Here is a 26054-nt window from a genome sequence, read left to right on the forward strand (position 1 = left end):
CACTTAGGGTTGGTAATACGAAGGGATCTATCCCTTTGCATTATTCAAAAAAATGAGAAACCGCTCTGAATGGCAAAAATTTAGGAGGAAATCACCGAGAACGTTATCGAAAAACAAATCAGCGTTTCAACGCTTCTATGGTTCGTGCGAGCATATGGTCCGACCCGTTTTTTATCTTAAAATAGGCTTCACTCCCGAAGAAAAACCTCGCTATCAGCGCTTTCATATCGAGTTCTATGAGTTTACGAGCGACCTCAACTTCCCTTTTATTAAACTCGATTTCATTACGTCTTGCCAACTCCACGAAATTACTATATGTGTCCTTTGGTAAACTATAGTGAGTTAAAAAATGATCAATCGAAAAGTCCGCGGGAGTTGAAACCAGCCGGCTATAAACGTAATCATTTATCAGGTTAGTCTTCAGCACTTTTTTATAGAAGCTATTGGCACCCAGCGTATCGATCGGCACGTAAATATCCGGCATAATGCCCCCACCACCATAAATAGGGCGACCCGAACTCGTATGATAAAGCATTCCTTTCAATAAGGATGTATCAAGTGGACTAGTGTTTTCATTCTGAGTCAGTTCTCCGGAAATGTACCTCCGATTGATTTCGTTAAAATACTTTTCCAATCCGTCTTTATAGGATTTTTGGATACTCCTACCAGATGGAGTATAATATCTCGCAATCGTTAAATTAATGGCTGAACCATCGTCAAAATCAAATTGATCTTGAACAAGCCCTTTTCCGAAAGAACGTCTACCAACAACGATACCTCGATCTAAGTCTTGTACAGCTCCTGCCACAATTTCACTGGCCGATGCGGAACGTTCATCGATTAAAATGGCAAGCTCACCTTCTTCAAAAACACCATCCCCTTTTGAATAATATTCAGTTCGGGGTTCGTGAGCTCCTTGCGTATAAACCAACAACTTCTTTTCCTTAAAAAATTCGCTTGCCAAAGCCGTTGCTGCACGCAAATAGCCCCCGCCATTTTCCCTTAAATCGATAATGAGCTTATCCACACCATATTGCTTCATTCGATTTATATGTTTTCTAAAGTCACTGGCCGTTTGCGCACCAAAACGCTTAATTTTGATATAAGCAATAGCCGTGTCAATGATATAAGCTGCATCAATGCTACTTACGATGATCTTGTCGCGGATTACTTTAATCGGTTCCGTTAAATCGACCCCCTTTCGATTAATCCAGAGATTAACCGTACTGCCTCTTTTTCCCCGAACTCTTGCCGCAACCTCCTGTTCTTTCATATTTACACCGGAAATAGGTTTATCATCCACACCTATTAGCTTGTCGCCTATTTCCACACCAGCCTTCTCTGCAGGACCATTAGGCGTCAATGCCGTAATCATAAGTGTATCGCGAAGGCGATAGTATTCTAAGCCTATACCATCAAAACTGCCATTCAGTTCTTCTCCCATCGCCTTTGCAAGGCTAGGCGGCATATAGGTTGAATGTGGGTCCAGATGAGATAAAACTTGCTTAATCGCAAAATCCTGAAGAGTATCGATGCCCACTACGTCTACATACCGGTCATTTACAACTTGGATCAATCGTTGTAGCTTGCCACTTTTATCAACCAAAACGGAGGGTAGAATTCCGGAAGAATTTTTTGACTCCTCATCCACAAAACTTTGCCCCAACAATAAACCTACGAAAAGCACCCCGGCATAAGTGGCAGCGGTTAGTAAGTTTTTTCTAGTTTCGGGACTCATAGTGTTTTAGTGCTGCTAAGTTAACTATAATAAAGAAAATTCTAACAGAAAGGGAGGATTTTACAGGGATTTCGCTTTAGCATTTTTTTGTTTTAATAGCATAAATATGTGAGTTTATAGCACAAGTGAATATAGGTATCAGGTATCAAGACTTAAGTTTCAAGACTATATTATTCTATCACCTATATCTATTGTCCTATGTCCTGCTACTTACCTGCCTGCCGGCAGGCAGGCGTCTTAGGTCCTTATCAAGACAACACTTCAGCTCGCAGCGTCTTATTGTATATCAAAGCAATTTTATCTAATTTTGTGTAGAATATTTGCATTATTGGACTGTCTTTTAACAAGCCTGTTAAACTACTCCGTTAACATACACCAGTCAATAAAATATTTATTACAGAAGAAAAGTTCTTTATTGGCAAAACACTGAACAAACAATGCACGAGATTGAACCCTTTTATCGTTGGCGAGACGACTACGTCGCATCAGAAGATGAACTTTCGCCCTTTTACGGTACCGAGTATAACGAATTTGAATTCGATAAGCAGATTTATAATTTTCTATTACATCCCCAATGGGATTACTTCGGTTCCAACACCTTGTATCTGAAGATACTTTTTGCTGATTATGATCATCAATATGCGATCATTGAAATGATTGGCGAATGGAATGATGCCATTAACAACGACATCATGTTACTTAAAAGAGAAGTTATCGAACTGATGATTGCGCAAGGAATTAACAAATTTATTCTCATAGGTGAAAACATATTGAATTTCCACGCTTCGGATGATTGCTATTATGAAGAATGGTTTCAGGAAATAGAGGATGGCTGGATTGCAGGACTTAACTTCAGACACCATGTAATTGATGAATTCAAAAATTCAAACATTGATTATTTTATCAATTTTGGTGGCCACCTAGATGAAATGAGCTGGCGTAACCATAAACCAATTCAAGTCTTTCGTGCCGTAGAAGAGCAATTAACGAAACGGCTCTACTAACTCTTTCAAATCCGGGTTTAGCTAAAAATTGACACTGCTTTTCATATAATACATCTCCTCTCTATTGTCTTCCCCGCTTGTAAGCGCTCTTTTCTCCGGATTTGCAAATGCAAGACATTTTCGTTAAGTTTGGTACAAAGCTTGCTCCTAAATCCAAAAAGATAATAAATTAAAGCATCATATTAAACCAATGGCCTATGAAGACTTTTGTTTTATTATTGGTTGCATCCTCTCTTTATGGCAATCATGTATGTGCACAGGATTCCAGCAACAATTCCAGCAAACAAGTAGACAAGACGAAGTTGCCGGTTCCGAATGAAAAGGAGCAATTATTTTATCTACAACGCGATCCCAACAAGAACACGGTCGTTTATACGCTGAACAAAAAAGATGGTAAAATTGACGAAGATGAGCCCGTTAGCGCCTATTGGATCTTATATGAAGAAGATGGCGAGCGGAAAGATCTATCCTATATTCAACGAAAATTTGCCTATGGAATTGACCACAAAAAGGTAAGCGATAATGAATACGAAATCCGCTTAACTTCATGTAAAAGCATCCCCTTCCGTTTGGCTTATTGCCCTTTAAGCAAACAATATGAAGCCTTTACTTCCATTAACAATAAGCCGGCTATCGTTGAACGTATATTTGTGCGGATCAATGGTGGCTCGCTTTTTAAACCAAACGTTGATTATATTGAATTAATCTGCAAAGACAGCCAATCCGGTCAGAAACTTAAACATATGATCCCTATGGATGAATAGACGGCCAATAGACCGGACAGCAGCATTTTAAAAAATTCGCCTAACCACATCATTCAAATAACATTTGATAATCATCAAATTATTACCGACATTTGCAATGCTTATTGAGAAAGACGGAGGGATTAGACCCTGCGAAGTCTTGGCAACCTGTGCTTACAAGGTGCTACATTCTACCTGATTCAATATCGGGAAAGATAAGCAAAAGTCATTTTCTAGGCTTTTTCTCAATGCAAGCATCATTTTAACGATAAAATATCTATTTGGGAGATAGATAACAACCTGTATATGGTTTAAGTGCCGTATGAGTATTAGAGAAGAATTGAACAAACGCATTTTGATCATCGATGGTGCAATGGGCACGATGATTCAACCCTATGGACTCAGCGAAGCTGATTTCCGTGGCGAACGGTTTATAAATCACCCCTGTGAAGTAAAAGGCAATAATGATTTACTGAACATAACCCAGCCGCTTATCATAAAAGAGATACATGAGGCTTACCTCGAAGCTGGCGCTGATATTATTGAGACGAACACTTTTAGCTCGCAGGTAATATCAATGGCAGATTACCAAATGGAATCTTTGGTGTATGAGTTAAACTACGAGGGAGCTCGAATTGCCAAAGAGGCTGCCACGCAGTTTACACACAAAAATCCGGCGAAACCCCGCTTCGTAGCGGGTGCAATCGGTCCAACCAACAGAACCGCGTCCTTGTCGCCCGATGTTAACGATCCCGGTTATCGGGCAGTAACATTCGACGATCTAGTAAATGCTTATTATGAACAAGTACGTGGCTTGATTGATGGCGGTGCTGATATCCTGCTGATTGAAACGATCTTCGACACCCTGAATGCCAAGGCAGCCATTTTTGCTATCATCCAATATGAAAACGAATTAAAAGCGGCCGGTAAACGCAGTGAATCGATCGATATCATGATCTCCGGCACCATTACCGATGCCAGTGGCAGAACACTCTCCGGTCAAACCGTAGAGGCTTTCCTTAATTCTATTAACCATGGAAATATCCTAAGTATAGGTCTCAACTGCGCCTTGGGAGCAAAAGAAATGCGTCCGCATATTGAAGAGCTTTCAGAAAAAGCGGGCTGTTATGTTTCCGCTTATCCCAATGCCGGATTACCAAATGAATTTGGCGGTTACGACGAACAACCGCACGAAACTGCGCACTTAATAGAAGATTTTATTGAAAGTGGCTTTGTCAATATCGTTGGTGGATGCTGTGGTACCACGCCAAAACATATTCGGTGTATTGCCGATAAAGCGGCGAAAGCAAAACCAAGAAAAGTACCGAAACCAGAGCCGTTTTTACGTTTAAGCGGCTTAGAACCCATTACCTATACCCCAGATAGCGTCTTTATGAATATTGGCGAGCGGACCAATGTAACTGGTTCGCCCAAATTTGCCAAACTCATTCTCAGCGGCGATTTTGAAGCGGCGTTATCAGTTGCCCGCCAACAGGTAGAAGGCGGAGCGCAAGTAATTGATGTCAATATGGACGAGGGAATGTTGGATTCAGAAGCCGCTATGACCCGCTTCTTGAATCTCATTGCTTCCGAACCGGACATTGCCAAGCTTCCTATCATGGTCGACTCATCAAAATGGTCAGTCATTGAAGCAGGTTTGAAATGCTTACAAGGTAAAGGCATCGTCAATTCCATTTCTCTGAAAGAAGGGGAAGATTTGTTCAAGGAACGAGCTACGACCATTATGCACTACGGCGCCGCTGTTGTAGTTATGGCTTTTGATGAAGTTGGCCAAGCTGATTCGTACGAACGCCGCATCGAAATATGTAAGCGTTCTTACGATATACTTGTAAATGAGGTAGGCTTTCCTCCACAAGACATTATTTTTGATCCCAACATCTTAACCGTTGCTACCGGCTTAGAAGAGCACAATAATTACGCGGTCGACTTTATAAACGCGACCCAATGGATCAAGCAAAATCTGCCGCTGGCGAAGGTGAGTGGCGGTGTAAGTAATATATCTTTCTCCTTTAGAGGCAATAATGTTGTTCGTGAAGCGATGCATGCAGCATTCTTATATCACGCCATCAAAGCCGGGTTAGATATGGGCATCGTTAATGCCGGCATGTTGGAAGTATACGAAGAAATCGATCCAACCCTACTAACTTATGTGGAGGATGTCTTACTCAATCGTCGGGAAGATGCTACCGAGCGCCTAGTCGAATTTGCAGAAACCGTTAAAAGTAAAGATAAGGCAGAAGTAAAAAGTGCCGAGTGGCGCAGCGGCCCGGTTGAAGAGCGATTATCACATGCGTTGGTTAAAGGAATTATCGAATTTTTGGACGACGATGTGGAGGAAGCCCGCCTAAAGTACCCTCGTCCTTTGGAAGTCATCGAAGGTCCATTAATGGACGGAATGAATATCGTGGGCGATCTTTTCGGAGCGGGAAAAATGTTTTTACCCCAGGTTGTGAAATCGGCTCGCGTCATGAAGAAAGCTGTTGCTTACTTACTGCCTTTCATTGAAGCCGAAAAAGCGAAGAACCCTTCGGCCGGCGACAGAAAAAATGCGGGCAAGATTCTGATGGCTACGGTAAAGGGGGATGTGCATGATATTGGAAAAAACATTGTCGGCGTGGTCCTAGCCTGCAACAACTTTGAAATAATCGACTTAGGCGTTATGGTACCTAGCCAAAAAATATTGGACGAAGCCCGAAAACACCAAGTTGATATTATAGGTTTGAGTGGTCTTATCACACCCTCCCTTGATGAAATGGTGCATGTTGCCAAAGAAGCTGAACGAGAAGGTTTTAAAATTCCGATTATGATCGGAGGGGCCACCACATCCCGTATTCATGCAGCCGTAAAAATCGCTCCTAATTATTCGGGCACCATTGTGCATGTATTAGATGCTTCCCGTAGTGTTACCGTTGCCAGTAACTTACTCAACCCGGAAAGTAAAGAGAGTTATGCTGCCACTATTCGCGCCGAATACGATCAAGCCAGAGAGAATCACCTTCGAAAGAAATCGGAGAAAAAGCTAGTACCTATTGAAGAAGCGAGAGCAAAGAGATTTCAAATTAATTGGGAAAGCTACCAAGCTCCCAAACCCGCCTTTTTAGGCACTAAGGTGTTTGATGACTTTCCGCTTGACGATTTATTACCTTATATCGATTGGACTCCCTTCTTCCATACGTGGGAGCTACGCGGCAGCTATCCTCGTATTTTAACCGATAAAACCGTCGGTACAGAAGCAAGCAAACTGTTTGATGATGCGAAAAAGTTATTACAAGAAATCGTCTCCAACAAATTGTTAACCGCTAAAGGTGTGATTGGCTTTTGGCCGGCTAACGCTACTGGCGATGATATCGTTTTATATAAGGATGAAGAGCGAAAGGAAATACTAACACGGATCCATACCTTACGTCAGCAGGCGGAAAAAGCAAAAGACCAACCCTATTATGCCTTATCGGATTTTATTGCTCCGGTCGGCAGTCGCGTAAATGATTATTGGGGAGGCTTTGCCGTTACCACCGGTATTGGCTGTGATAAACTTGTCGCCGAATATGAAAAGAATTATGACGATTATAACAGCATTATGGTAAAAGCCTTGGCTGATCGACTGGCTGAAGCTTTCGCCGAAAAGATGCACGAAATGGTGCGCAAAGAATACTGGGGTTATTCCAGCGATGAGCAACTTAGCAATGAAGAATTGATTAAGGAACAATATGCCGGAATCCGCCCGGCACCGGGATACCCTGCCTGTCCGGAACATACAGAGAAAATTACGCTTTTCAATATTTTAGATGCCGAAGAGAACACCGGCATTTACCTAACCGAAAGTTTAGCCATGCATCCAACCGCTGCCGTTAGCGGTTTCTATTTCTCTCATCCTGAATCCAGGTACTTCGGTGTTGGGAAGTTAGGAAAAGATCAAATAGAAGACTATGCCAAACGGAAGAATGAAACGGTAGAGGTCGTTGAAAGATGGTTGGGCCCGAATTTGGGGTATTAGTTGCGGGTTGTTGGTTGTTAGTTATTGGTTGTTGGTTGTTGGTTAACCTAACTAAAAGTTATTAGTGTAAAAAAGTTGCATAATGATTATTTTGAGCGATACATAAATACAAATTAACCAAAATAAGAACATTAAAATGAAAAGTGGCAACAAACCTTATACTGAACTCGACGTATGGAAAGAGACCAGAGGACTAGTAAAAGAAATATATCTAGCAACAAAAAACTTTCCTAAAGAAGAACAATACGGAATAACAAACCAGATTCAACGAAGTGCTGTTTCAATTCCATCCAATATCGCTGAAGGGTGTGGCAGAAACAGTCCAAAAGATAGCTTACAATTCTTTTATATTGCTAGAGGCTCACTTTACGAATTAGAAACACAATTAATATTATCTTTTGATTTAACATATTTATGCCAAGAACATCTTAATTTTTGCTTACATCTAGTCGAAAAATGCAAGAAATTACTTAACGGGTTCATAAGATATTATAGAGGCTTTCTGAAGCTAAATCGAAATTTAAACGATCAACAAATAACTAACAACGAATAACCAATTAATGAAAATAACAGATCATATCTCAAACGCGAAAAACAAAACCCTCATCTCCTTCGAACTGCTCCCTCCCATCAAAGGGCAAAGTATTCAAGGCATCTTTAATACCATTGATCCCTTAATGGAGTTCAATCCCCCTTTTATCGATGTTACTTATTTAAGAGAAGACTATATTTACAAGCAACATCCAAACGGTTTGCTGGAAAAGGTGGCATATCGCAAACGGCCAAGTACCGTTGCAACCTGTGCAGCTATTATGAATAAATACAAGGTAGATGCCGTACCACATCTTATCTGTGGTGGATTTACAAAAGAAGAAACGGAAAATGCTTTAATTGATTTACAATTTTTAGGTATTGATAACGTTCTTGTACTACGTGGCGATGCACGAAAAAGCGAAAGCTCCTTTGTACCAACTCCCGGAGGCCACGCCTATGCATCCGATCTGCTACAACACGTCGTTAACATGAATAATGGTCAATACTTGCATGACTATATGGACAATACTGAGAAGACCGATTTCTGCATTGGGGTGGCGGGATATCCAGAGAAGCATTTCGAAGCGCCGAACCTTGAAACTGATTTCCAATACCTGAAACAAAAAGTGGATCTAGGCGCCAATTTTATTGTGACCCAGATGTTCTTTGATGTCAATAAATATAAAGCCTTTGTTGATAAATGCCGTGCTAACGATATTAACATCCCCATTATTCCGGGATTAAAGCCCCTTACCACCAGTAAACAGCTTACAAGCCTGCCGAAGGTTTTCCATTTGGATATACCTTTAGAGTTAAGCAAGGCCGTACAAGCCTGCAAAAGTGAAAAAGAGGTAAAAGATGTTGGCATTGAATGGATGATCCAGCAGTGTAAAGACCTTATAAAAATGGGAGCACCTGTATTGCATTTTTACACAATGGGTAACCCGGAACCGACCAAAAGAATTATACAGGGGGTATTTTAACCCCCTACTCTTTAACTCTTGTGTCCGTATAATAGGCAAGTATCCGGTATTCGCCATTGACTTTGCCAAATACAAAAGCAAAATAATTATCTCCTACTGTATCATATTCTCCGTATTGGCAGTACAGTTCCAGCAACGTACTACCAGGGTCAATTAATTCAGCAAGCCTTTTATAATAGTCGCCACTCGATTCAATATCAATTTGCTGCACTTGCTCCACTTGTCGCAGGGGAATTATTCGCTTTACATCTTCATTGAAGATAACCGATCGATAACGATCAAAATCCTCAGACTCTAATAAACCATCTCGCTTTTCTTCTTCACTTAGGTTATTCAGCTCGTCTACCCAATAAATCGTTTGTAAAGGAAAATGTACGATATTTGTTATCGCATCCACTCTATCCGTCTCTATATTTCGCTGAAGCCCCTTGTAAAAACTTCGAAATTCTTTATCGATTTTCTGGGCTTGGGCCGTCAAAGTCAACATACTTAAACAAGAAAGAAAAACAAAACGTAATAAATTCAATTTCATCCTATTATTTATTTTAATATGCGTCCGGTTTACATCTCGATTTCATCTGTAAATAATTAATTCGTTCGAAGCTTCCACCTTGCTCAAGATCGGACCTACGTACTTCTTTGAAAGAAACAAAACTGCATTATATTTGTTGTTAATCAAACTTTATAGAAAAATTAAGACAATTTTAAAATGAAAAGAAGCGCAACGGCCGTTTGGCAAGGAACAGGAAAAGAAGGAAATGGCACACTAACCACACAAAGTAATGTACTTGAGGAAACTCCTTACTCCTATAAAACCCGTTTCGAAGATGCAAAAGGCACCAATCCGGAAGAACTCGTCGCGGCAGCTCATGCCGGATGTTTTACCATGAAACTTGCCTTTAACATTGATGCGGCAGGTTTTGAAGTAGAAAAGTTGGAAACTACCTGTAACATCGAATTAAAGGACGGAAGCGTTACGAGCTCTTTTCTAACGGTTCGGGCAAAAATCCCCGGTATTCCTAAAACGAAGTTAGATGAATTGGTAACCGATGCAGAAAAGAACTGTCCCATCTCTAAATTGTTAAATACAAATATTGCTGTAGACGCACATTTAGAAGAGTAAATAAAGGATAAATCCTTTACCCAATCATTTTTATTCTCAACCTGAGCGTCGTAAAGGATTTATCTTTGTAACATTTCTCGTTATTTTCTCAAAAAACGAGACCCGTATTCGTACTTATTAAATTAAATCCTACCTTTGAACCGTATGCTTGCTAAAAGCTTTTAACAACATACTAAAACAAACACATTTTACTTTTCTGAGATTTCTTTCTGCGTGCACGGAACCGTTGATGCGAAAAGATTATGTATGGCGTTTTATTATCACACATGGCTAACTATTTTTCAAAACTGAGATTCACCCAATTTAATCTCTATTTGTTGTCAGCAACCAACTGGCAATATACCCTTTTACCTGTTTCAACTTTTTACACGTTTGCACCTCATACGAATCCCCCTCCCGTTGAGGCGATAACCCTTCAAACCTAAGATTATGATAAACTGGACCTGCCAAATATAGCACAGGCAGGAATGCAACGGTAAAGCGTGAGGCTTTATCGAAAGAACTTTTATATCATAAAATGTAACACAGATGAAACCTGCATAAATTGCAATACTGAAGACAGTAAATAACTGAATGTAGTGAGTTCATGAATGTCATTGAACCGCCGAAGGTAGCATGAACCGAGTGACATGAGCTCATGATACCATTGAACATAAACGTTCATGAATAACACCTTTGGATTAGACACGAAATGAACAAACAAATGCAAATGAATAATTTATGCAAGCTTCATTGCCATTAAAAAACAAATTCATTCCAATGAAAATCAATAACCAAACGTTGTGTTCATTGAAATCGCTGTTTTTTGCGATTTTGATGTTAACTATGCCCCATTTGAGTGCATTTGCACAAACACGACAACTAACGGGTACAGTAACCGATGCACAGGATCAATCTCCTATTATCGCGGCTACTATTAAAGTGGTCGGAACCAATATCGCTACATCAACTGATGTCGATGGCAAATTTCAGCTAAATGTACCCGAAAATGCCAGCTCTTTAAGTATCAGTTCTATTGGGTATGACGCCAGAACGATGCCGATCAATGCGCAGACCACTACCTTAAATATTACGCTAACCGCTTCGGCACAAGAGCTTGAAGGTGTGGTAGTAACTGCACTTGGTATTAACCGGGCGCAAAAATCGCTGACCTATTCCACCCAACAGGTCGGTGCTGAGGAATTAAATAAAGCAAAAAGCCCGAATCTCATTAATACGCTAAATGGTAAAGTGGCGGGTGTTAACATTGCTCCCAGCTCGTCCGGACCGGGAGGTTCGGCCAAAGTTGTACTCCGTGGGAACAAATCGGCCTCCGGAAACAATCAGGTATTATATGTGATCGACGGTGTGCCTATTAATAACAATACAACCGGTGCACAACCAGGGAATGTGTTCGGAGGTGAACGCGATCCCGGTGATCCCATTTCTACAATTAATCCAGAGGATATTGAGAACATATCAGTCCTGAAAGGTGCCTCAGCGGCCGCTTTATATGGCAGTCAGGCAGCAAATGGGGTTATTCTGATCACTACCAAATCCGGTAAATCCGGCAGAGCGGTCATTAACTTCTCTTCCAGCGCTTTAATAGATCGAGCAGCTTACACGCCTGAATTCCAGAACAGCTTCGGCCAGGGAATGGATGGGGTTTCCAATACCTCTTCCTTAAACAGCTGGGGTGCCGCAACTGACAGCAGGAAGTACGATAATGTGTCTGCGTTTCTGCGAACAGGAAGTAATCTAACAAACTCGCTGAGCCTGTCTGGCGGTAATGATAAAATGCAGACCTATTTTTCGTATGCCAATACACAGGCAAAGGGTATACAGCCCAACAACGACCTAAGTAGACATAACCTCAACTTTAAGGAAACGGCTAATTTTTTGGACGACAAACTACAGGTTTCGGCCGGTGCGAACTACATCTCCCAGAAGTTGGATAATGCACCGCAAACGGGCTTCTATTTCAATCCGATGGTAGGATTGTACCTATTTCCACGGGGCATGGATATTGCCCCTTATAAGACCTTTGAGCAATTCAACGCACAGAAAAACCTGAATGATCAGAACTGGCCATTTCTTTCGGACAGCGAAACCACTCAACAGAACCCTTGGTGGATTGTTAACCGCAACCAGAACTATTCGAACAGAAACCGGTTATTACTGAATGCCAGCGCCAAATACAAAGTGGCTCCCTGGCTTTCTGTTCAGGCACGTGGAAGTCTTGATCGTACCAGTGAAGTATACGAAACAAAGATCTTTGCCGGCACACATAACATTTTAGCTCGCCCGGGTGGCGCCTATAATTATACAAATACCACAATTACGCAACAGTATGCCGATTTGATCGCCAACATGAACTTCCAGGTGGCGGATAAACTAAGCATTACCGGTGTAGTAGGTACAAGCATTACTGATTGGAAAACAGAAGGGTCAAATTACAACAGCGGCACGGCCGGTTTATCAACCGCTAATGTGTTTACCATGCAAAACTCCGAAACACCAAATATCAGCACCCTAGCCAGAAATAGAAGGCAATTGCAATCTATATTTGCCAGTGCGAACCTGTCCTATGACAACTGGGTATTTTTGGATCTTACCGCGAGAAACGACTGGTCGAGTACATTGAGTTTCACGAATAACAGCTCCTTCTTCTACCCGTCTGTAGGTTTGGGACTTGCCCTGAATGAAAAACTCAACTTCCCGGATTTTATCAATCTCGCGAAAATCCGTGGTTCGTACGCCCAGGTCGGTAATGATCTTCCTCCATATACTACCTATCTGTTGAACACATTGAATCCATACGGTGTAATCGGAATGAACACCACTACCTTCCTGAAAGAGTTGAAACCGGAGATTACCAACTCGTTGGAAATCGGTACGGAATGGAAATTCTTTGATAGCCGCTTGGGGGTAGACTTAACCTATTACAAGACGAACACAAAAAATCAATTCTTTAAAATTGCCGCCAGTCAGGCTTCATTCTATGACACCTACGCAATCAATGCAGGAAACATCCAGAATCAGGGTGTTGAAGCACTCATCAGTTTCGATGCCATTCGATCAGAAAATTTCAACTGGACAACGAGCCTGAATTATTCCTATAACAAAAACAAAATCATCGAACTTTCCGATAACATTCAGGAGTTTGCTTTAACGGGTGAAAGTAGAAATAACTTTGCTTCAAAATTTGAAGTTGGAGGCTCTTTTGGCGATATCTACGGGCAGGATTTCCAACGGGATGATCAGGGCAGAATTATGATCAGCGCGGACGGCATCCCCTTGAAAAATTCGGAATATACCAAGCTTGGTAACGCCAATCCGCTCTGGCAAATGGGGTGGAACAACAATTTAAGTTATAAGAAATTTTCGCTTTCATTTTTAATTGACGGAAAGTTCAACTATGATGTCCTGTCCGTAACCCAATCCGTTATGGACGGTTATGGCGTATCAAAGGCGACCGGCGATGCGCGTTTAGCAGGCGGGGTATCCATCAACGGTGTAGATCCGCAAGGCAACGCAGTGAATACGATCGATCCGCAGGTTTGGTATACTTCAACCGGTGGTATCGGGCCTGTAACCAGCAATTATATCTATGATGGAACGGTAGTCCGTCTACGCGAACTTACACTCGGATATGACATCCCATTGAAAGAAGGATTTATCAAGAACCTGAAAGTGTCAGCCGTTGGAAGAAACCTTATCTATTTCTACAAAAAGGCTCCTTTTGACCCCGAGGTAACGATGTCAACCGGCAATACATTGAGCGGTCTGGATATCTTCATGATGCCCGCTACACGCAGCTATGGTTTAACACTAAATGCAACTTTCTAATGAATACGACAAAAATTTTGAATAAATATATGGTCCTTTTTACAGCGTTGGCGATCGGATTTAGCAGCTGTACAAAAGATTTTGAGGATCTCAACACCAATAATACTGGCGTTTCGGATGAAGATCTGAAGCCGAATGGTCAGGATCTGGAAATTTTCTTCCGTCAGGCGCAAATGTCTATCTATAATTTTTCAGGTGGCGGCGATCCGAATTCGTACCAGGTGCAGCAGAATCTGAATGCCGATGTTTACAGTGGCTATTTTATGTCACCCACACCTTTTAACAGCGGACAGAACAACCTCAATTATGCGATGGTCAACGGCTGGAACGGTGAACCTTTCAAAGTGCTTTATGTAAACGTTCTGAATTCGCTGAATAAGCTTAAAAACAACGGCCTTGCAGAAACATATCCGGCAGTATGGGCAGCCGCCCTGGTAGTAAAGGCAGAAGCAACCAGCCGTGTAACTGATATCTACGGCCCTATTCCATACAGCCGTGTAGGTATTACCGGCAGTATCCCCTATGATAGCCAGGAAGATATTTATAAACGGCTGTTCCTGGAACTCGACACGGCACGTAATTTATTATTAACCTTCAATAACGGTACCGACACAACACAGGTGCCTGCGAATATCGGGGAGGCAGACCTGGTCTACCAGGGAGTTGATAACAAAACACGCTTCCAAAAATGGATTCGTCTGGCCAACTCGCTCCGTTTACGTTTGGCGATGCGTATCGTAAAAGCAAACCCTCAGTTGGCGCAAACCGAAGCTGAAAAGGCACTGGATCCCGCCAATGGTGGTGTCATCGACAATAACGCCGATAATTTCCGCATAACGGTTCCATCGGATGCCAATTTTTCCAACCCACTTTACTTTATAGCTAAAAACTGGGGGGATACCCGAATCAATGCCTCCCTGGAATCTTATATGGTGGGCTATAAAGATCCGCGCATAGCCAAATACATGGACAAGGCAACCGACAAGGTCATAACCGGTCAGTACAAAGGGATTCGGGCAGGTGCTGCGGGGCTAACGAAAGACGCTTATATCGGTTATTCTTCGCTCAACATAAACGATGGTACGCCTACCTTTAGCGCAAGTACCGCACCGATGTTGATGACCGCCGCTGAAGTATATTTCCTAAGAGCAGAAGCCGCTCTTCGGGGATGGGCCAATGCCGGTGGATCCGTACAGGCTCTTTATGAACAGGGCATCCAAAGCTCCTTTAGTCAATGGGGTGTACAAGGAGCCAACGCTTATATACAAAATAACACCAATACACCTATTGCCTATGTTGACCCTCGGAACAGCCGCAATAATGCCCCCGCACCGACAACCATTACCGTACAATGGAACGAAGGCGCGACAGCAGAAGAAAAACTGGAGCGCATTATCACACAGAAATGGTTAGCTATCTTTCCTGAAGGTCAGGAAGCTTGGAGTGAATTTAGACGGACCGGCTATCCGAGGATTTTCCCGGTGGTTGTTAATAACAGTGGAGGCCTGATCGATACTGAAGTACAGATTAGGAGGCTACCTTTCCCTCAGAACGAATACAATACAAATGCTGCTGAGGTTCAAAAAGCCATCCAACTTTTAGGAGGCCCCGACAATGGCGGGACCCGTCTTTGGTGGGATAAAGAAGGAACCAATTTTTAATACTCGATTCAATCGATACAAAGGGAAATGTAACGTTTCCCTTTGTATCGATTGAATTATTTATATAGATTTCAATAAATTTCTCAATTGCTCTTCTTGCTGAAAGCCTTGCGCTTCCTTTACTAACTTTCCTTGCTTATAAAGATGAAAAACCGGTATTCCCTCCACCTTCATCGCACGGGTCAAAGCCTTGGCTTGATCAATATTTAACCGATAAATGAACACCTTTCCTTCATACTCCTTAGCTAATTTTTTCAAAGTCGGTTCCATCTCCTTGCAAGGGATACACCAATCTGCATAAAAATCAATCAGAACAACTTTGTTTTCATGCAAAATCTTGTCAAAATCTGTCTTGGTGAATAAGTCTTTCTTCACTGGCTTCTCTCCGGGTGTTACAGGCAAATTTTCATTTTTCCAGGCCATAATACCACCTTTTAAATCGTATATTTCCTTAAATCCAAGCTCTTTTAATGTTGCCGTTGCCTTTGCACTTCTACTTCCTCCCAGGCAGTATACAAATACAGGCTTTGTCCGATCCAAACGACTAAGCTCTTTGTCGAAATCATTATCCTTAATATCAATGTTAAGCGCATGCTCAAGATGTCCATCCGCAAACTCATCAGCAGTCCGCACGTCGATCAACTGAACAGTCTCAGAGGAGTTATCTTTTAGTTTTTGTTGATACTGTTTGGCCGTCAAAGGTCCTTCTTCCTGTGTGGCCATTGCACACCCTTGTAGATACAAAGCGTACAAACAACAGGTCAACATATACCTAAATTTTATACGTAATCCCATAACACTTTCTAAATTAATATTACAAAAGTAACAGATCCGATTTTTAAATACTAAATAAAATTCGCCACGGTGATAATGAGGCGGCCTGTGCAAGTCTAACGCCTATTGCTTACCGCTGCCATTTCGAAATTTATATTCCATGCATCTATCTTTATAAAAGAGGAACCTCCATGTTTAAAATTTCATGTTCATCACACAGTGGAATGTAAATTTATTCACGTAATTTACAATATCCGGTTGTGTTTAAACCACAAAGGGTTCATAAATAAAACAAACACGAACGAACTAATTATTTACAGATGACAAGGGATTCTTACGATGCGATTGTGGTGGGTTCCGGCCCCAATGGGTTGGCAGCAGCCATCACCATGCAGAAAGCCGGATTGGAAGTTTTACTGATAGAAGCGAAGGAAACAATAGGAGGCGGCCTACGATCCGCACAATTTATGGATTCAGGAAATATATATGATATATGTTCTGCTATACATCCGATGGCACTTCAATCTCCCTTTTTCAAGAGGTTACCTCTTGAACAGCATGGGTTAACTTACATAAATCCGCCGATTATGGCGGCTCATCCCCTAGACGGGGGGAAGGCTGTAGGGCTTTTTTCTTCACTAGAGCAAACATCCGGTCAGTTCAATACAGATAAAAACGCCTACATTCATTTATTTAAACCCTTAACAAAGTTATGGCCCACACTGATCAGCGACTTATTAGCCCCTTTTCATATACCTTCGAATCCTTTCCCGCTCATACGTTTTGGCAAGAACGCACTTCTATCGGCAACGCAACTCGCAAAACGCTTTCAAACCGAAGAACTGAAAGCTCTATGGGCAGGTATGGCGGCTCACTCCATGTTGCCCTTAGATTATATGACTACATCGGCGGTGGCATTGGTGCTATCTATCGCCGGTCATACCGGAGGTTGGCCTATTCCCCGAGGCGGATCGCAGCAAATAGCCAATGCCTTGGCTTCTTATTTTAAGTCGATTGGCGGGGACATTGAAACAAGTTTTTATGTAGACTCGCTTAAAAAGCTTCCTACGGCCCGAGCATTTCTTTTTGATCTAGGGCCAAAGCAATTGATACAAATTGCAGGGGATCGATTCCATGCCTCCTATCGGAGACAACTTGGCAGATATCGCTATGGGATGGGTGTTTTTAAAATTGATTGGTTGCTTGACGGTCCTATACCCTTTCAGTCAGAGCAATGCAGAAAAGCCGGCACTGTACATCTCGGTAATAGTCTACAGGAAATTGCCCATGCAGAACGACAAGTCTGGGAAGGGAAACATCCGGAGAGACCTTTTGTACTGCTTGCCCAACAGAGTTTGTTCGATACCACCCGCGTAATGGGGAATCATCAAATTGCCTGGGCCTATTGCCATGTCCCAAACGGTTCAACTGTTGATATGACCATGGCCATTGAACAACAAGTAGAACGATATGCTCCGGGATTTAAAGATCGAATAATTGCCAAGCAATGCATGAATACACATGCCTATGAAATCTACAATCCAAACTATATAGGTGGCGACATCAATGGAGGCGTAATGGATCTTAAACAATTATATACCAGACCCGCTTTGCGGTGGTCGCCCTACGGCACGCCTGCGAAAGACATTTATATTTGTTCTTCTTCAACGCCTCCCGGTGGAGGTGTGCATGGGATGTGTGGATACCATGCCGCAAAACAAGCATTAAAAAAGCGTTTCGGAATTGAAGTAGATTTTTAGCATTACATAAGCGATCTTAGGCCAAATAGGTAAAATTTATAGCCTAAATAGGAAGTTTTTATTCCTAACGATGCATGTTCCATGCCTGTATATTTGTGTTGAGTTTAATGTCTACTAAATAAGTAGTCTATTTATTAAAATCAGCAAAAACATACAAATGAATACAATTGAACAAAGAACGCCCTTAAAGAAGGAAGAGGTCATTAAAAAACGCCTAAATAGTCCCGCCTTTACGATCCATTCTATGCAATCAGCCATGTGCTATTCCTGTTGTTGCTAACAACCCATCTCCGCAAATTATTCCATTTTCTAACGATTTCATCTTTTGCTTTTCCTAATCACTTCGTGTCGATTACGAAGCTGTATGCAACTAACAATAATATACAATGATTAATCATTTTGCTAAACTATATAGGCTTATTTTTCCGTTCCACAAAAATTTATGGCAAATATTTTTGCCAACTCTTCTTTTATTTTTAAGCGGAAATCTATGTGCACAGGTTACAAAGCCTTTGATCAATTCCACACTGGATGGAAAAGTGTTTGATAGTAACTCGAAAGAGCCACTCCCGGGCGCCACTGTCTCGATTGAAGGAACCACCCATAAAGCTAGTACGGATGGCGATGGGAAATTCAATTTTATCACTGGACAAAAGTTCCCCTATACACTTATCATTAACTATATTGGTTATAAAGTTAAGAAAGTTATTGCAACGGGAAGTCCAATAGCCATTGGACTAGAGCCCGACTTCAACCAATTGGAAGACGTGGTAGTGGTAGGTTATGGTACACAAAAACGTGGTGACCTGACGGGATCGGTTGCTTCTGTTCCGGCAGAGCTAAAGAGCCAACCTGTCGCTTCTCCGGAGCGCCTATTACAAGGATCTGTACCGGGCGTGGTTGTTACGCAAACCTCTGGTCAGCCAGGCGGCGGAGTGAGTGTGCAGATAAGGGGGAATAACTCCATTACGGCCGGCAGTGATCCCTTATATGTTATAGACGGCTTCCCGCTTAATAACGACTATTCACTAAACGACGCCGGCGTCACTACGGGTTCCAAAATAAACCCTTTATCTACCATTAACACCTCTGACATTGAGTCTATTGATGTATTGAAAGACGCTTCGGCAACTGCGATTTACGGATCGAGGGGCGCTAACGGCGTGGTGATTATCACTACTAAAAGTGGAAGTCGGAATAAATCTTCTATAAATTATGATGGGTACTATGGCTTCCAGGAGGTGATAAAAACCATCCCTTTATTGAACGCGGGGGAATGGTGGCAGTTGCGAAAGGATGCGGCCGTTAACTCAGGTAAATCAGCTTCGCTCCCAGCGGTGTCGGGCTATTCATTAGATACGAGTGGCGTGGGGACCGATTGGCAGGCGGCCGCTTTTCGGGAAGCGCCTATTCAAAACCACAATTTGTCTATTTTAGCAGGGAGCGAAAAAACCCGGTTAGCTATCTCAGGCAACTATTTTGATCAAGATGGGATTCTACAAAACACCGGATTTAGAAGAATATCCGGACGAATAAATGTTGCCCACGACTACAATGAAAAATTAAAGTTTACAAGCAATATTTCAGCAAGCCAGTCGAAAGCCGATGTTGCCCCAACAGCAGTTGTCGCTAATTTATTATTGACCCCCCCGTCCCTTCCCATCTATCAGGACGACGGTTCGTATGTAATTTATAGTCCTTTCGAATCAAGTTTACAGAACCCTATCAACTCCCTATACAATCAGTTAAATGAAACAAAAACCAATCGCTTGCTGGGGAATATCGCGGGTGAATATGAAATCATTACAGGATTAAAAGCGAAAGTGCTGATAGGTGTCGACATTGTCGATAATAAACAGAATCGTTATTTACCAAAAACCACCGCCGAAGGTTTGGATTTAGGTGGCTTGGCACAAGTCGGCTCTGTTTTTACCTCCAACTGGTTAAACGAAAACACGTTAAGTTACGACAAGGTGATCGGTGAAAAGAACAGGATCAATGCCGTGGTAGGGTTTACCGCACAGCAATCGAACAGTGAAGGCACCGTTGCGGAAGCAGCTGGATTTGCGACCGATGCCTTTAGCTTTAACAATTTAGGGACGGGCGTAACCAATAGAACACCGAGCTCGATTGCCAATGAATGGTCGCTTGCCTCCTATCTGGCAAGAGTGAACTATGCTTATGACAGTCGATATCTATTCACCCTAACGTTTAGGGCTGATGGATCCTCTAAGTTTGGGGCTGGGAATAAATGGGGATATTTCCCTTCAGCGGCGTTTGGTTGGAATGTGAGTAATGAAGCATTCTTTAAGAATGTAAAACAGATAAGCCAACTTAAATTGCGCTTAAGCGCGGGTACAACAGGCAACCAAAATATCCCGTCCTATCAGTCGCTATCGCGATTGAGTTACTTTAGATATAATTTCTCAAATACAACCGTACACGGTTTCGCACCTATCACGGTCCCAAACCCGGATTTGGGCTGGGAGAAGACCTTTCAATTTGACGGTGGAATTGACGTAGGTTTTTTTAACAATCGGATCAGTTTAGTTGCAGACTACTATTATAAAAAAACGACCGATCTGCTCCTAAGCCGTACCGTGCCCGGGACGTCAGGCTTAGCCGAGTTCGGAGGCGGACAAGCATCCACCATCTATCAGAATATAGGGGCGGTGTCTAATCAAGGAATAGAGGTATATGTCAACTCGAATAATTTGATCGGAGATTTTACCTGGAAATCTATCTTGGTTTTCGCTAAAAATACAAACAAGATTCTTGACTTGGGAGAGGGCGTCGATCAAATTATTCCGGTAATCTCACAACCCTCCATTGCTAAGGTAGGCTATCCATTGGGCTCTTTTATCGTTTACCAAACCGATGGCATCATTCAAGAAGGCGACACGCCCCTAACACCGCAACAAAACAAAAATCCAGGTGGACAAAAATATAAGGATATTGACGGTGATGGCCAAATTACACAGGCAGGGGATCGGGTTGTAATCTCCAATCAACCTGGATTCACGGCCGGATTTACCAATAACTTTTCTTATAAAGGTTTCGATTTATCCGTTTTCTTTCAGAGTTCTGTAGGCGGGAAAATTTACAATGCCAATCGGGCTAATTTGGAACTAGGTACCGGTTATGTAAATGCGTCCAAAGTGCTGCTAAACCGCTGGACGCCTAACCACACCGATACGGATGTAAAGGCTGCTTTTCAAGACCCGGCAATTACCATTTCCGACCGCTTTATTGAAAGCGCAACTTACCTCCGTTTGAAAAATCTATCATTTGGATATACCATACCTAAACGAGTTTTTGGAAATTCCGGCTTCGATTCACTTCGCATCTATGTATCAGCACAAAATTTATGGACGTGGACCGACTATACGGGCTTTGATCCGGAGGTGAGCTTAAACGAACAATCTTTAATTAATAAGGGAATTGACCAAGGTGTTTACCCTAATAGTCGATCTTTTCAACTTGGACTCTCATTGACATTATAAATAACGCGTGAAATATGAAAATTCTTAGCTATATCTTAATACTCATTATCGGACTTAGTTTTTCTTCTTGCAAGAAATTTCTGGAAGAGGAGCCCGCCTCCGTTATATCGGAAGATCAGTTTTATAAGACACAGGATGATGCACTCAATGCGGTAAACGCGGTATATTTTTTTCTTAACTCGGGCGGATCTTCTGTTCAAACACCTTACAACACCTTATTTAATACCGGGATGAACATGGCCGGTGATGATGAGGATCCAGGCCCTGGAGCGACGAACCCGGATGTACGGTCACTTTCCGTTCTGGCCCACTCATCTACCAATCTCCGAATTTATGAAATCTGGCAGCAGCATTATGCGGCTATTAAGCGTGCCAATGTGGCTTTAGCAAAAATCCCCAACATAGATTTCGACAGCAGTTTAAAAAACAGGTTACTGGCCGAGACAAAATTCTTACGTGCCTTATACTACTTTAATCTCGTTCGCTTGTATGGCGACGTTCCATTAGTACTTAGTTATGAAACCTATATTGATGCCAACGATTATGCAATTGCGCGGACACCTAGCACAGCGGTCTACGCACAGATTGAAAAGGACCTAAAGGAAGCTGCGGAAGTATTGCCGGATCGCTATGCAGCGCCCGATATCGGCCGGGCAACGGCTGGCGCTGCGAAAGCTTTATTGGCAAAAGTTTATTTAACGGAAGCATCTTTACCATTGAAGCTGGAGGACAATTATGCCAATGCCGTGCTAACAGCTGAAGAAGTGCTCTCTGCCCAAGATGGTGGTACCGGAAATTACGGATACGATCTTTTCGAAAACTATGCCGAGGTATTTCTTCCCGATTTTAAAAATGGGAAGGAACACATCTTTTCAGCCCAGTTTAAGTCAAATTCCCTTAATCAGGGTAATAATGAAAATCCACGTGCCATATTGAGCGGTGTTCCGGGATTGCGAGGGAACTATGCGCATATGGTACGTTATTATAAAGAAGGTAGCGATAATTTTTTCAGTATCTATAAATTGTATAAACCATCCGATAAACGCCGATCTGTCACTTTTGTTACCAGTTTCATCAGTCCAACCAACGGACGTCAATATGCGCTTCCGCTTAACAACCCCGCCGTACCGGGAGATTCGACGCCGTTTTTTCATAAATGGTGGGATCCCAATTCCACGGCTGTCCCAAGTGAATCAGCCGCCAATGTACCTATTATTCGGTATGCGGAACTTTTATTGATTCATGCCGAAGCAGAAAATGAGCAGAATGGCCCTACCCTTAAAGCGTATCAGTCGATCAATCGCGTGCGAAGGAGAGCGGGACTACCCGATTTGACACCTGGCCTCACCAAGGATCAATTTCGCGATTCGGTTTACCTTGATCGAAGGCTGGAGTTAGTATATGAATATCAACGTTGGTTTGATCTGATCAGAGAGAAAGATGCTTCGGGCAACAGTGTTTTTGTAAAAAGTCTACATAAGGTGGGTAAGACTAACGCTGCAGAGAAACATCGATTATACCCTATTCCGCAATCAGAAATCGACAACAATCATTTGCTAACACAAAACCCCGGTTTTTAAAAACATTGTATATGTAAGATAAAATGACTCCCAATAATCAATTATTATTATGAAGAAAATAATCAATACTTCTCTCTTTTTGCTAGGTACGCTCTCGGCAGTACAGGGGCAAAATATCACGCAACAGCAAGAACCTTTTAAAGGTGTTGTTGGCACCAATTATGCGAATTCAAAGGAATCTTGGGTAGACCCCATAAAAGCCCCCTCGAACGCGCCAAATGTCATCTGGATTTTATTGGATGATGTTGGATTTGGAGCAAGCAGTACGTTCGGTGGTTTAATTAATACCCCAACTTTTGACAGTTTAGCGAACAATGGTTTGCGTTATACCAATTTCCATACCGCAGCCATCTGTGCGCCCACGCGAGCGGCTCTTCTAACAGGCCGTAATCACCATCGTGTACATGAGGGTGGTTTCTCCCACCGATGGTCAGCATTTGGCTTTCCGGGCTGGGATGGCCGAATACCTGCTGACAAAGGTACCATCGCCGAAATATTAAGAGAACAGGGTTACAGCACTTTCGCCGTGGGGAAGTACGGATTGACACCTGATCAGGACGCAACGGATGCAGGCCCTTTTGACCGATGGCCTTCCGGTAAGGGTTTCGAACATTTTTTTGGTTTTCTTGGGTCGGCAACAGACCAATATGAACCGGATTTAGTAGAAGACAATGCACACGTCACGCCCAATGGCAAGCATTTGAGCGAGCAGATAACCGATAAAGCGATCAGCTTTATCGACCGACAGAAAAGCGCTGCCCCGGATAAGCCTTTCTTTTTGTATTATGCCCCGGGAGCTACGCATTCACCGCATCAGGTGGAAGCTAAATGGCGAGATTTATATAAAGGAAAATTTGATAAGGGCTGGGATCATTACCGAGAACAAGTATTTAAAAGGCAAAAGGAATTGGGTATCATACCGGCTAATGCCAACTTGCCTGCACGAAATCCCAATATCAAAGACTGGGACAAGTTATCGGCTGACCAGAAAAAGGTATATGCTCGCTTTTTTGAAGTCTATGCAGGCTATTTAACTTATACCGATTATGAAGTAAGTCGTTTAGTGAATCACCTAAAAGAGATCAATCAGTTGGATAATACGTTAATTTTTGTCATTCTCGGAGATAACGGAGCCAGTAAAGAAGGAACTTTATACGGTACCATCAAGCGCTCACCGACAGCTGCCCTGCAACAAGATCTGAGCGAAGAGGAGGCGCTCAAGGTCAATCTGGCAAATTTCGATCTGATCGGCACTCCTCAAGCCACCAATGGAAACTATCCTTTAGGGTGGGCTCAAGCTGCCAATACACCATTTAAATATTGGAAGCAAGATGCGCACGCAGAGGGCGGAACACGAAATCCGTTAATTGTTTTTTATCCGAAATCGATTCAGGATAAAGGAGGGATTCGGAATCAATACGGCCATGTGAACGATTTATTGCCCACCACGCTGGAATTTCTCAATATTAAAGCGCCTGCGTATATCCGTGGTATTAAACAGGATACCATTCAAGGAACGTCTTTGTTGTATTCTTTTGCTGAAAAGAACGCTCCATCACGTCACTCCGTCCAATACTATTACATTTTCGGTTCACGGGCTATCTATAAAGACGGTTGGAAGGCAAGCTTGGCCTTTAAGATTGCCGATGGTAAAGGGGGGAAAAGTCGCAATGTGAGCTTTGAAGACCCCGACCATATCGACTGGCAGCTATTTAACCTTCATGAAGACTTCAATGAACAACATGATTTGGCTAAGAAAAATCCCGCTAAACTCGAGGAGCTGAAAGCGTTATTCGAGGAGGAAGCAAAGAAAAACAATATATACCCCTATATAACCTGGGATGATGTTGCTGATAGGCGAAATACATTGTCAAAACAATAATAACTCGGTGTCAAATAAATCAGATATAGAAAGATGAGACAATTAATCTTAGGCGTGCTATTACTGTTCACGCTAGAGGCAGTAATGGCACAAGAAAAAACAACTAACCTATTGCCTTTCGAGACATTTGAAAAAAAGCTATTGGCTGCCGGACCTGATCCCCAAATTTTGGACGCTCGTTCTGAAGAAGAGTTTATACAAAATCATGTAAAGGGAGCGCTGAATGTATCCGATGAAAAGCAGTTTAAATCAATAGCATCGAAATTAAGAAAGGAGGCGCCCGTATTTATTTACTCTATTGGCAACGGGCGAAGTGCTAAGTTGGCTGCGGTTTTGCGCGCACTGCATTTTAAGGAGGTGTATGAATTTCCGGGAGGACTTAGTAAATGGATAGCACAGGGGAAACCCGTTGAATCGACAGTGGGAGATGGTTTGTCATTGGCAGGATTTAACGAGCAAATTACATCAGAAAAGTTGGTATTAGTTGATGTCGGATCTCGTTATTGTGGCGGATGTAAAAAACTGAAACCGATCGTGGAGAAGTTAGCGGAAGAAAATAAGGATAAACTTAAATTGGTTAATATCGAAGCCTACGATAATAAGCAGCTAACGAAAGCGCTAGCTGTGGACGCATTACCGACACTCATCTTATACAAGGGAAAAGAGGTGGTTTGGAAAAAACACGGACTGAGTTCGGAAGAAGAAATTCTTACCGAGTTGAATAAACATAAAATTTAATGACATGACTTTTCAAGATATTGTTTTGTTGGCAAAAAAAATACTGGTAGGCCTTGTAGTAACAGCCATTCCCGTGTTGATTATCTTTTTTACGATTAGCTTTTTACAAAAACTTATTGCATAGGAGGTATTGAAATGAAATTGGAAAAAGAAGTTAAAGATCGGATTGTAAGAAATGTCCTGCTTAG

16 protein-coding genes and 1 riboswitch are annotated in these 26054 nt (G+C 42.3%); of the genes, 13 read left to right on the forward strand and 3 right to left on the reverse strand.

What is annotated here, in order from left to right; all coding sequences use genetic code 11:
• Window positions 1–118: 118 nt before the first annotated feature.
• On the reverse strand, window positions 119–1738 hold the full coding sequence (locus ACH11B_RS02010) for a S41 family peptidase (RefSeq protein WP_013663687.1): 1620 nt from the start codon (window positions 1736–1738) through the stop codon (window positions 119–121).
• A 437-nt stretch (window positions 1739–2175) separates the two neighbouring features.
• Here ACH11B_RS02010 and ACH11B_RS02015 point away from each other — a divergent pair, with 437 nt between their 5' ends.
• From ACH11B_RS02015 to metF, 5 genes are all read left to right on the forward strand, one after another.
• Window positions 2176–2742, forward strand: a complete 567-nt coding sequence (locus tag ACH11B_RS02015; protein WP_013663688.1) for a hypothetical protein — start codon at window positions 2176–2178, stop codon at window positions 2740–2742.
• A gap of 197 nt (window positions 2743–2939) precedes the next feature.
• Window positions 2940–3506 carry a DUF4833 domain-containing protein gene (locus ACH11B_RS02020; protein ID WP_130858526.1) on the forward strand — a complete coding sequence of 189 codons (567 nt, stop codon included), beginning with the start codon at window positions 2940–2942 and terminating at the stop codon, window positions 3504–3506.
• A 98-nt stretch (window positions 3507–3604) separates the two neighbouring features.
• A riboswitch (SAM riboswitch) is annotated at window positions 3605–3707 on the forward strand.
• 100 nt (window positions 3708–3807) lie between these two features.
• A complete protein-coding gene (metH, locus tag ACH11B_RS02025) occupies window positions 3808–7500 on the forward strand; it encodes a methionine synthase (protein WP_377612899.1) in 3693 nt (1230 codons plus the stop codon).
• A gap of 136 nt (window positions 7501–7636) precedes the next feature.
• Complete coding sequence (locus ACH11B_RS02030; protein ID WP_130858528.1) at window positions 7637–8053, forward strand: four helix bundle protein; 417 nt, start codon at window positions 7637–7639, stop codon at window positions 8051–8053.
• Between the two features lie 7 nt (window positions 8054–8060).
• Window positions 8061–9017: a methylenetetrahydrofolate reductase [NAD(P)H] gene (gene metF / locus ACH11B_RS02035; RefSeq protein WP_130858529.1), complete on the forward strand. Its 957-nt coding sequence runs from the start codon at window positions 8061–8063 to the stop codon at window positions 9015–9017.
• 4 nt (window positions 9018–9021) lie between these two features.
• Here the strand turns inward: metF and ACH11B_RS02040 are convergent, their stop codons facing one another.
• Window positions 9022–9549 carry a hypothetical protein gene (locus tag ACH11B_RS02040; RefSeq protein WP_377612901.1) on the reverse strand — a complete coding sequence of 176 codons (528 nt, stop codon included), beginning with the start codon at window positions 9547–9549 and terminating at the stop codon, window positions 9022–9024.
• A 177-nt stretch (window positions 9550–9726) separates the two neighbouring features.
• Here ACH11B_RS02040 and ACH11B_RS02045 point away from each other — a divergent pair, with 177 nt between their 5' ends.
• The 3 genes from ACH11B_RS02045 to ACH11B_RS02055 all read left to right on the forward strand — a co-directional run bounded on the left by ACH11B_RS02045 (window position 9727) and on the right by ACH11B_RS02055 (window position 15629).
• A complete protein-coding gene (locus ACH11B_RS02045; RefSeq protein WP_013663694.1) occupies window positions 9727–10140 on the forward strand; it encodes an OsmC family peroxiredoxin in 414 nt (137 codons plus the stop codon).
• A 759-nt stretch (window positions 10141–10899) separates the two neighbouring features.
• Window positions 10900–13968, forward strand: coding sequence for a SusC/RagA family TonB-linked outer membrane protein (locus ACH11B_RS02050; RefSeq protein ID WP_377612903.1), 3069 nt, complete (start codon window positions 10900–10902; stop codon window positions 13966–13968).
• Window positions 13968–15629 carry a RagB/SusD family nutrient uptake outer membrane protein gene (locus ACH11B_RS02055; RefSeq protein ID WP_377612905.1) on the forward strand — a complete coding sequence of 554 codons (1662 nt, stop codon included), beginning with the start codon at window positions 13968–13970 and terminating at the stop codon, window positions 15627–15629. The genes ACH11B_RS02050 and ACH11B_RS02055 overlap by 1 nt, the downstream gene beginning before the upstream one ends.
• Window positions 15630–15689: 60 nt before the next feature.
• Here the strand turns inward: ACH11B_RS02055 and ACH11B_RS02060 are convergent, their stop codons facing one another.
• Complete coding sequence (locus tag ACH11B_RS02060) at window positions 15690–16352, reverse strand: thioredoxin domain-containing protein (RefSeq protein ID WP_289552520.1); 663 nt, start codon at window positions 16350–16352, stop codon at window positions 15690–15692.
• 371 nt (window positions 16353–16723) lie between these two features.
• On the opposite strand from ACH11B_RS02060, the gene ACH11B_RS02065 reads away from it, so the two are divergent.
• From ACH11B_RS02065 to ACH11B_RS02085, 5 genes are all read left to right on the forward strand, one after another.
• Window positions 16724–18163 (forward strand): phytoene desaturase family protein, encoded by a 1440-nt coding sequence (locus ACH11B_RS02065; protein ID WP_377612907.1) that lies wholly within the window; start codon window positions 16724–16726, stop codon window positions 18161–18163.
• 386 nt (window positions 18164–18549) lie between these two features.
• Window positions 18550–21666: a SusC/RagA family TonB-linked outer membrane protein gene (locus tag ACH11B_RS02070; protein ID WP_377612909.1), complete on the forward strand. Its 3117-nt coding sequence runs from the start codon at window positions 18550–18552 to the stop codon at window positions 21664–21666.
• Between the two features lie 14 nt (window positions 21667–21680).
• A complete protein-coding gene (locus ACH11B_RS02075) occupies window positions 21681–23246 on the forward strand; it encodes a RagB/SusD family nutrient uptake outer membrane protein (protein ID WP_377612910.1) in 1566 nt (521 codons plus the stop codon).
• 49 nt (window positions 23247–23295) lie between these two features.
• Window positions 23296–25128 carry an arylsulfatase gene (locus ACH11B_RS02080; protein WP_377612911.1) on the forward strand — a complete coding sequence of 611 codons (1833 nt, stop codon included), beginning with the start codon at window positions 23296–23298 and terminating at the stop codon, window positions 25126–25128.
• Window positions 25129–25161: 33 nt separating this feature from the next.
• Entirely contained in the window at window positions 25162–25866 is a 705-nt protein-coding gene (locus ACH11B_RS02085; RefSeq protein ID WP_289552527.1) for a thioredoxin domain-containing protein, read from the forward strand.
• Window positions 25867–26054 lie beyond the last annotated feature (188 nt).

Origin of the sequence: Olivibacter sp. EAT-5 (assembly GCF_044784325.1) — a bacterium.
Lineage (GTDB): Bacteria > Bacteroidota > Bacteroidia > Sphingobacteriales > Sphingobacteriaceae > Olivibacter > Olivibacter oleidegradans.